The organism is Aeromonas sp. QDB62 (assembly GCF_027705695.1).
Lineage (GTDB): Bacteria > Pseudomonadota > Gammaproteobacteria > Enterobacterales > Aeromonadaceae > Aeromonas > Aeromonas allosaccharophila.
In genome coordinates this window covers 37,995-47,021 of the sequence record NZ_JAPDCD010000043.1, presented here as the reverse complement: position 1 = coordinate 47,021, position 9,027 = coordinate 37,995, and the positions used below count along the sequence as shown (strand labels likewise).

Annotated in this window: 9 protein-coding genes; 7 read left to right on the top strand and 2 right to left on the bottom strand. The window is 58.3% G+C overall.

Annotated features, from left to right (window positions below; genetic code table 11):
* Both OKC27_RS18580 and OKC27_RS18575 read right to left on the bottom strand, forming a co-directional pair.
* Positions 1-1,001, bottom strand: a 1,001-nt coding sequence (locus OKC27_RS18580) for an IS4-like element ISAeme22 family transposase (RefSeq protein ID WP_270806585.1), incomplete at its 3' end; no start/stop codon positions are given.
* Positions 1,002-1,089: 88 nt separating this feature from the next.
* Positions 1,090-1,854 carry a hypothetical protein gene (locus OKC27_RS18575; RefSeq protein WP_270806584.1) on the bottom strand — a complete coding sequence of 255 codons (765 nt, stop codon included), beginning with the start codon at positions 1,852-1,854 and terminating at the stop codon, positions 1,090-1,092.
* A 392-nt stretch (positions 1,855-2,246) separates the two neighbouring features.
* Here OKC27_RS18575 and OKC27_RS18570 point away from each other — a divergent pair, with 392 nt between their 5' ends.
* The 7 genes from OKC27_RS18570 (at position 2,247) to OKC27_RS18540 (ending at position 8,984) form a co-directional block, all read left to right on the top strand.
* Positions 2,247-2,864 (top strand): glutathione S-transferase family protein, encoded by a 618-nt coding sequence (locus OKC27_RS18570; RefSeq protein WP_270806583.1) that lies wholly within the window; start codon positions 2,247-2,249, stop codon positions 2,862-2,864.
* Positions 2,865-3,086: 222 nt separating this feature from the next.
* Positions 3,087-3,506: a D-ribose pyranase gene (rbsD, locus tag OKC27_RS18565; protein ID WP_270806582.1), complete on the top strand. Its 420-nt coding sequence runs from the start codon at positions 3,087-3,089 to the stop codon at positions 3,504-3,506.
* A gap of 21 nt (positions 3,507-3,527) precedes the next feature.
* Complete coding sequence (rbsA, locus tag OKC27_RS18560) at positions 3,528-5,057, top strand: ribose ABC transporter ATP-binding protein RbsA (RefSeq protein WP_270806581.1); 1,530 nt, start codon at positions 3,528-3,530, stop codon at positions 5,055-5,057.
* Positions 5,054-6,022: a ribose ABC transporter permease gene (rbsC, locus tag OKC27_RS18555; protein ID WP_005336670.1), complete on the top strand. Its 969-nt coding sequence runs from the start codon at positions 5,054-5,056 to the stop codon at positions 6,020-6,022. The genes rbsA and rbsC overlap by 4 nt, the downstream gene beginning before the upstream one ends.
* 30 nt (positions 6,023-6,052) lie before the next feature.
* Complete coding sequence (rbsB, locus tag OKC27_RS18550; RefSeq protein WP_270806580.1) at positions 6,053-6,928, top strand: ribose ABC transporter substrate-binding protein RbsB; 876 nt, start codon at positions 6,053-6,055, stop codon at positions 6,926-6,928.
* 110 nt (positions 6,929-7,038) lie between these two features.
* Complete coding sequence (gene rbsK, locus OKC27_RS18545; RefSeq protein WP_270806579.1) at positions 7,039-7,971, top strand: ribokinase; 933 nt, start codon at positions 7,039-7,041, stop codon at positions 7,969-7,971.
* Positions 7,971-8,984, top strand: coding sequence for a substrate-binding domain-containing protein (locus OKC27_RS18540; protein ID WP_270806578.1), 1,014 nt, complete (start codon positions 7,971-7,973; stop codon positions 8,982-8,984). The genes rbsK and OKC27_RS18540 overlap by 1 nt, the downstream gene beginning before the upstream one ends.
* The last annotated feature ends 43 nt before the right edge of the window (positions 8,985-9,027 follow it).

Here is a 9,027-nt window from a genome sequence, read left to right as displayed (position 1 = left end):
GTTTTCCATGCCTTATGGAACTCCTCGATCCGCCAGCGATGGGTGTATATGTCGATGACCCGCAAGGCTTGGGCTAGCGACTCGACCGGTTCGCTGGTCAGCAACAACCATTTCAACGGGGTCTCACCCTTGGGCGGGTTAATCTCCTCGGCCAGCACCGCGTTGAGCGTGATATTCCCCTGTTTTAGCGTGATGCGCCCACTGCGCAGGCTCAAGCTCGCCTTGCGGGCTGGTCGATTTTTACGTTTACCGCGTTTATCCACCACGCCCTTTTGCGGAATGCTGATCTGATAGCCACCCAACTCCGGTTGGTTCTTCAGATGGTCGTACAGATACAACCCAGACTCTACGTCCTTGCGTGGGTGCTTGGAGCGCACCACGAAGCGCTCGTTATGCGCCAGTTTGTCCTGCAGATAAGCATGAATATCGGCTTCGCGGTCACAGACCGCAATCACGTTGCTCATCATGCTGCCCATGCGTAACCGGCTAGTTGCGGCCGCAGCCAGCCATTTGCCACTCTCCTTTTCATCCGCATCGGCAGGGTCATCCGGGCGCATCCACCACTCCTGATGCAGTAATCCTACGGTGCGGAATGTAGTGGCCTCGAGCAAGAGAACGGAGTGAACCCACCATCCGCGGGATTTATCTCCAATAGCACCCAGCTTGCCAAGCTCTTCGGCGACCTGGTGGCGATAACTCAAAGAAGTGGTGTCCTCAATGGCCAGCAGTTCGGGAAACTCCTGAGCCAACTTGACTGTTTGCATGGCGCCAGCCTTTCTGATCGCCTCGGCAGAGACGTTGGGGTTGCGGATAAATCGGTAAGCGCCTTCCTGCATGGCTTCACAGCCCTCTGATGAGATGGTTATTGATTTTCCAGAACATTTTGCCAATTGAGCGGCGACGTTAACCAGACGGGTGGTACGGCGAGGATCACCCAGCGCCGCCGAAGAGAAAACAGATTTGGCCCAGTCAGCCGCACGATGAAGAGCAGAAGTTGTCATGATCGTTACCATGTTAGGAGGTCACATGGAAGATCAGATCCTGGAAAACGGGAAAGGTTCCGTTCAGGGCGCTACTTGTGTATAAGAGTCAGGGTATAACAAGGTCACTTTCCAAATCAATATCGATTTTCAAAAGTTCATGCCCGGTATGACCATGAAGGCCAGCCCCCCACAAAAGAAGTTCAGCTCCTGCCAAATTCGGCGTAACAATAAACCCCGGTTCTTTTGCATCGCTAAATGATTTGATTATATGATCTTGCCCTCCATACATATAAGTATCGACTAAACCCAACTTATATAATCCAAGCACTGAGTGAGTTATTATGTCCCAACCTTCTGAATTTTCTTCAACACCCATTAATTCACACAAGACATTGAAAGGAAAATATAATTTCATTTTTGCACAATCATTTCCATCTCCTGGATTTAATCCAGTGTCTTTAAACGAGTTGTGTACAGAACAATAAATTATGTAATGAAACCTAATCTGATACGAGGACATTGACTCAAGCTGCTTCAAGAATGAAACCCCACGATCATCATTCTTGCTTTTACTTTTAGATGCGGCCAACACCCCAGCATAATATTCAGCTGTCAGTTCATTATCACAAAAACGCCCTTCGTCAAGAACATGTTTAAGCACACGAGGGCTGACGACCCCATCCTCTTCTGCTCTTGCCCCAAGTTTCTTGTTGGCCTTGATAAAAATATTATCTAGGTTAATATTACACTTTTCCACAAGACCTTGTATTTCCCCTCCTACATAATCTGCTGTTGGACCAAGAATTTTAATGAGCAGGTCCTTAGATCCTATTACTGCAAGGCCAGCCCCAACGCTTGTGATTGGATCCACATTATCTCCTAAAAGCTAAACATTTATATACGCATGGTATCAAATGTGACTGGATTAATGTAAGAAAGGCTATCAATTCTCTGACTTTTATTGAAATTTGTGACATATAGACAGTGCTGGATAGAGGCAACCAAGGTCATGGTGACATCCCAAGCGCCTTCAGAACCAACAGATTCGTTTAAGGTGTGGACAAATGACAAAGCGAACAAAGCGAACAAAGCGAACAAAGCGAACAAAGCCGATTAATTCTGCACTTTTTCATCACCCCTTAGGGGTGTAGATTGGTTGGGGGGGCAAGTGTTGCCCCTCTCTTTTTTCATGACTGCCCGTGGTGCTCCACGAAGCAAGGTTTCGCAAGTATCGCGGGTGGCCTGAGCCAATCAGGAGTATTCATGTCCGATCTGACCCTCTATTTCGCTCCCGGCACCTGTGCCATGGCCGTGCAGATTGCCCTGCTGGAAGCAAATGCCTCGTTCCAACCCCGTCTCGTCAACCTCGCCGCAGGGGAGCAGCGTGATCCTGCATATCTTGCCATCAACCCCAAAGGGCGGGTGCCTGCCCTTGTCACCGAGCAGGGCACCCTGACCGAGACCCCCGCCCTGCTGCTCTATGTGGCGCAGCGCTTCCCCGATGCCAAGCTGGCGCCGCTGGACAATCCGTTCCTGCTGGCCCGCATGCAGGAGGTCAACAGCTTCCTCGCCTCCACCGTGCATGTCTCCCATGCCCACGGTCGCCGTGGCAGCCGCTGGGCCGATGACGAGCAGGCCATTGCCGCCATGCAGCAGAAAGTCGCCAGCAATATGCGCGATGGCTTTGCCCAGATTGAGCAGCACTATCTGGCAGGCCCCTGGGTACTCGGCGAGCAGTTCAGCGTGGCGGATATCTACCTGTTCGTGGTCGCGGGCTGGCTGAAAAGCGATGGGGTCGAGATCAGTGAATTCCCCAAGGTTGCCGATCATTATCAGCGCATGCTGACCCGTCCGGCGGTCGCCAAGGCGCTGGCCAACTAACCATAAAATCAATAAAGCCGGGTGTCAGGGCTCTGCTGACACCCTTCCTGCCTCCTCCCCTGCACTTCTTCTCCCACCTTTGAGATCGTTTTCACAATTTTGCTGTTTTGCCGTGGCTGTTTTCCGGTAGATGGCCTACCTTTAATCCATCACGCAACCGGTTGCGTAACCGGTTGCCTAGCGGTTCACAGATTGACGGGCCAAGGCCTGATGAGGTGCTGTATGAAACGAGGCGTACTGCTCAATGCTCCCCTGAGTGCTCTGGTGGCACAGATGGGCCACACCGACGAGATCACCGTCTGCGATGCAGGCTTGCCCATTCCGGTAGGTCCGGAGCGGATCGATCTGGCGCTGATGGCGGGGACGCCCAGCCTTGCAACCGTACTGACCGCCCTGCTCACCGATCTGGTAGTGGAGAAGGTGATCATGGCAAGCGAGATCAAGCAGATCAGCCCCGCCGCCCATCAGGCGCTGGTTGATCAGCTTGAGGCCCACGCAGCCGCCCAGGGCAAGCCCATCACTATCGAATACTGCCTGCACGAGGAGTTCAAAACCCGCTCCCGCCAGAGCAAGGCCATCGTGCGCAGCGGCGAGGTAACCCCCTACGCTAATATTATTCTCTGCGCCGGTGTGGCGTTTTAAGCCTCTTCAAGGACGCTGCAAATGAGCACAACCTCCCCCCTCTCACCCATTCTGGAGCTGACCGGGATCGTCAAGACCTTCCCCGGTGTGCGCGCCCTCGACGAAGCGGGTCTGCGGGTCTATCCGGGCCAGGTGATGGCCCTGCTCGGTGAAAATGGCGCCGGCAAATCCACTCTGATGAAGGTGCTGACCGGTATCTATCAGGCCGATGCGGGCAGCGTCAGCTACCGCGGCCAGCCAGTCCACTTCAAGGGCCCCCGCGACTCCCAGGATCAGGGGATCAGCATCATCCACCAGGAGCTGAACCTGCTGCCGGAGTTGTCGATTGCCGCCAACATCTTCCTCGGTCGCGAACCCCGCACCCGTTTTGGCAGCATCGATCACCAACAGTTGCGTGAGCGGGCCAGCGGTCTGCTGGCACGACTTGGCGTCAAGCATGGCCCGGATACCCGGCTCGGGGATCTCTCCATCGGCGAACAGCAGATGGTGGAAATCGCCAAGGCGCTGTCGTTCGATGCCAGCGTCATCATCATGGACGAACCCACCGACGCGCTGACCGACACCGAGACCGAGCAGCTGTTTGTGGTGATCCGCGAGCTGCGCCAACAGGGTTGCGGCATCGTCTATATCTCCCACCGCCTCAAGGAGATCTTCCAGATCTGCGATCGGGTCACTGTGCTGCGCGACGGCAAGTGGATCGGCGAGAAGGCGGTAAGCGATCTGGACGAAGACAAGATCATCGAGATGATGGTGGGTCGGCGGCTGGAAGAGCAGTACCCGCGCCTTGAGCGCGAGCTCGGCCCCGTCAGCCTGCAGGTGAAAGATCTGGCCGGTCCCGGCGTGCGCGGGGTGAGTTTCTCCCTGCGTCAGGGTGAAATTCTGGGCTTTAGCGGCCTGATGGGTTCCGGCCGCACCGAGCTGATGAAACTTATCTATGGCGCCAGCCCCATCAGCGCCGGTGAAGTGGAAGTGGACGGTCATGCGCTGGTCCCACGCAGCCCGGCCGATGGTCTGGCCGCAGGCATCGCCTATATCTCCGAAGATCGCAAAGGCGATGGGCTGGTGCTGGAGCTGTCGGTGCGCGAAAACATGAGTCTGTGCGCCCTCGACGAGTTCATCAGCAACGGCAAGATTGACGGCAAGGCCGAGCGACAGGCAGTGAGCGACTATGTGCGCCTGTTCAACATCAAGACCCCGAGTCAGGATCAGCTGATCAAGCTCCTCTCCGGTGGCAACCAGCAGAAGGTGGCCATCGCCAAGGGACTGCTGACCCGGCCCAAGGTGCTGATCCTCGACGAGCCGACCCGCGGCGTCGATGTGGGGGCGAAAAAGGAAATTTATCAGCTGATCAACCAGTTCAAGAAGGAGGGGATGAGCATCATTCTGGTCTCCTCCGAGATGCCGGAAGTACTCGGCATGAGTGATCGCATCATGGTGATGCACGAAGGGCGCATCAGCGCAGAGTTCAACACCCGCGACGCCAATCAGGAGAAGCTGATGGCGGCGGCAGTCGGTAAACAGTGGCAAGCAGAGCAAGAGGCATCCCAATGACAACCCAAACCCTTTCCCGCCGTGGCGTCATGAGCAAGGCGTGGTGGATCGAGAACAAATCCCTGGTCGCGCTGCTGGTCCTGATTGGTGTGGTCTCCTTTCTGAGCCCCAACTTCTTCACCGCCGACAACCTGCTCAACATCCTGCGCCAGACCTCGGTCAACGCCATCATGGCGGTCGGTATGACGTTGGTTATCCTTACCGCCGGTATCGATCTGTCGGTCGGCTCGGTATTGGCCCTGTGCGGCGCGCTGGCCGCGACCATGGTCGCCATGGAGCTGCCCATCTGGCTGGTGGTGCCCCTCACTCTGGGTGCCGGTGCCCTGCTGGGCGGCGTCAGCGGCCTCATCATTGCCAAGGGCAAGGTGCAAGCGTTCATCGCCACCCTGGTCACCATGACCGCCCTGCGCGGCATCACCATGGTCTATACCGAGGGTCGCCCCATCTCCACCGGTTTCAGTGACGGCGCCGATCACTTCGCCTGGCTCGGTACCGGTTACCTGTTCGGTCTGCCGGTACCCATCTGGCTGATGGCCATCGTCTTCCTGCTCGCCTGGTTCATGCTCAACCACACCCGTCTCGGTCGCTACATCTACGCGCTGGGCGGTAACGAGTCTGCCACCCGCCTCTCCGGCATCAATGTGGATCGGGTGAAGCTGGCGGTGTATGGTCTGTGCGGCGCACTCTCGGCGCTGGCTGGGCTTATCGTTACCTCTCGCCTCTCCTCTGCCCAGCCGACGGCGGGCATGGGTTACGAGCTGGATGCCATCGCTGCGGTGGTGCTGGGCGGAACCAGCCTGATGGGCGGCAAGGGCCGCATCATGGGCACCCTGATAGGTGCCTTGATCATCGGTTTTCTCAACAATGCCCTCAACCTGCTCGACGTATCGTCCTATTACCAGATGATCGCCAAGGCCAGCGTGATCTTGCTTGCCGTGATGATCGATAACAAAAGCAACCGTTAATAAGACAAGCCACACACAAGGAATGAAATGATGAAAAAGCTCAATACCCTGCTCGCTGCCGCCATCATGTCCGTGCTGGGCACTGCCCAGGCCGCCGATCAAACCCTGGCGATGGTGGTCTCCACCCTCAACAACCCCTTCTTCGTCACCATGAAAGAGGGGGCCGAAGCCAAAGCCAAGGAGCTTGGTTACGAGCTGGTGGTACTGGATTCCCAGAATGACCCGGCCAAAGAGCTCTCCAACATGGAAGATCTCACCGTGCGCAAGGTCGGCGCCATCCTGATCAACCCAACCGACTCCGAAGCAGTCGGCAACGCCATCCGTCTGGCAAACCGCGCCAACATTCCGGTACTGACCCTGGACCGCGGCGCCGCGCAAGGCGAGGTGAAAGCCCACATCGCCTCCGATAACGTGGCGGGCGGCAAGCTGGCCGGTGACTTCATCACCGAAAAACTGGGTACCGGTGCCAAGGTGATCCAGCTGGAATGGATTGCCGGTACCTCCGCCGCCCGCGACCGTGGCGAAGGTTTTGCCCTGGCCGTGGCAGCCAACAAGCTGCAGGTACTGGCTTCCCAGCCTGCCGACTTTGACCGCACCAAGGGTCTGAACGTCATGGAAAACCTGCTGGCGGCCCACCCGACCGTACAGGCCGTGTTCGCCCAGAACGACGAGATGGCGCTGGGTGCCATCCGCGCGGTGCAGGCTGCCGGTAAAGAGGTGATGATCGTCGGTTTCGACGGCACTGACGATGGCAAAGCCGCCGTTGCCAAGGGTAAACTGGCCGCCACCGTGGCCCAGCAACCTGCCCTGATCGGTACCATCGGCGTCGAGACTGCCGACAAGGTGCTGAAAGGTCAGCCGGTCGAGAAATCCATTCCGGTTCCGCTGCAAGTAGTCAGCAAATAAGTGCACAAGGGGGAGGCTCGCCTCCCCTTTTTCCCCTCAGTCGCGGTGCCTCCCGGCTTGAGCTCACTCAGTTATTGTGTTCAAGCCAAGATGCATCAGGAGTAGTCAACATGAAACGTCTCGTCGTTCTGGGCAGTGTCAATGCAGACCATGTGCTGCGCGTTCCCCACTTTCCTCGCCCGGGTGAAACCCTGACCGGTCACAGCTATCAGGTAGTCCCGGGTGGCAAGGGGGCCAATCAGGCGGTCGCCGCCGCCCGTCTCGGCGCCCCGGTATCCTTTATCGCCCGTATCGGTGATGACGCCATCGGCCACCAGATGAAAACCGGCTTTGCCAAAGATGGCATCGACGTGAGCGCCGTCGAACTCGACGACACCCTGCCCACCGGTATCGCCATCATCTATGTCAGCGATGAGGGGGAGAACAGCATCGGCATCTCCGCCGAAGCCAACGGTGCCATCACCCCTGCCGTGGTGAAAAACCACGAAGCGATGATCGCCGACGCCCACACCCTGCTGTTGCAGCTGGAAGTGCCGCTCGAAAGCGTGTTCGAGGCGGCCCGTTTGGCCCGTGCCCACGGCACCCGGGTAGTGCTCAACCCCGCCCCCGCCCGTCCGCTCTCCGCCGAGCTGTTGGCGCTGGTGGATCTCATCACCCCCAACCAGACCGAAGCGGAACTGCTGACCGGCGTCAACGTCACCGACGAAGCCAGCGCCCGCGAGGCGGCCGCCCGCTTCCACCAGATGGGCATTGCGGATGTGATGATCACCCTGGGCTCCCAGGGGGTCTATTGCAGCAACGCAAAGCAGCAACAGCTGATCCCGGGTTTTCGGGTGAAAGCGGTCGACACCACAGCTGCTGGCGATACCTTCAACGGCGCCCTGCTGGCCGCCGAGCTGGCCGGGGCCGACTTCAACGGCGCAGTGCGCTTTGCCCACGGCGCAGCGGCGCTCTCTGTCACCCGGTTTGGCGCCCAGAGCTCCATCCCGAGCAAGGAGGAGGTTGACGCCTTCCTGCTTGAGCAGAGTGCGCAGGGGCACTGATGGCCAATATCAAGGAGGTGGCGGCGCTGGCGGGGGTCTCTACCACCACCGTCTCCCATGTCATCAACGAGACCCGCTTCGTGGCAGAGGAGACCCGCGAGCGGGTCTTCGCCGCCATGCGTGATCTGAACTACGCCCCGAGCCTGGTGGCCCGCAGCCTCAAGGTGAAGGAGACCAACAGTATCGGCATGCTGGTCACCACCTCCAGCAACCCCTTCTTTGCCGAAGTGGTGCGCGGGGTGGAGCGCTACTGTTTCGAGCAGGGCTACAACCTGATGCTGGGCAACACCGAGGGGCAGGCAGAGACGGCGCTCTCCTACCTCAAGATGATGCTGCGCAAGCGGGTCGATGGCCTGCTGATCATGTGTAGCGAGGGGCAACAAGAGGTGTTCAACCAGCTCGACTGGCTCAAGAGCCTGCCAGTGGTGGTGATGGATTGGGGGCTGGTCAGCGAGGATGTGGATCTAATCGCCGACAACTCCTTCCACGGCGGTTATCTGGCGACGCGCCATCTGATTGAGCTGGGCCATACCGCTATCGGCTGCATCACCGGCCCCCAGAGTCGCGCCCCCGCCAACCAGCGCCAAGCTGGCTTTGAGCAGGCATTGCAGGAGGCGAGGCTCACGATCAATCCGGAGTGGATCCAGGAGGGAGACTTTGATTGCGCCAGCGGCTTTGCCGCCATGGAGCGGCTGCTGGCACTCCCTTCGCGCCCCACCGCCCTCTTTGTCTGCAACGACATGATGGCGATGGGAGCCATCAGTGCCGCTCATCAGGCGGGCATTGTGATACCGCGGGATCTCTCCATCGTCGGCTACGACAACGTGGCGCTGGCGCAATACCTCTCGCCGCCGCTCACTACCGTCAACCAGCCCAAAGAGGAGCTGGGACGGCTGGCCGTCACCCGCCTGCTGGCGCGGATCAACGGCGAGGCGGTGGAGAATCACCTGATCACCGTCGACCCGGATCTGGTGATCAGACAATCCTGCGCCCCCCTGCCCGCGCAATCGTAACGGGCAACCGATACCGTACAAAAAACGCAGCGAAAAACAAAAT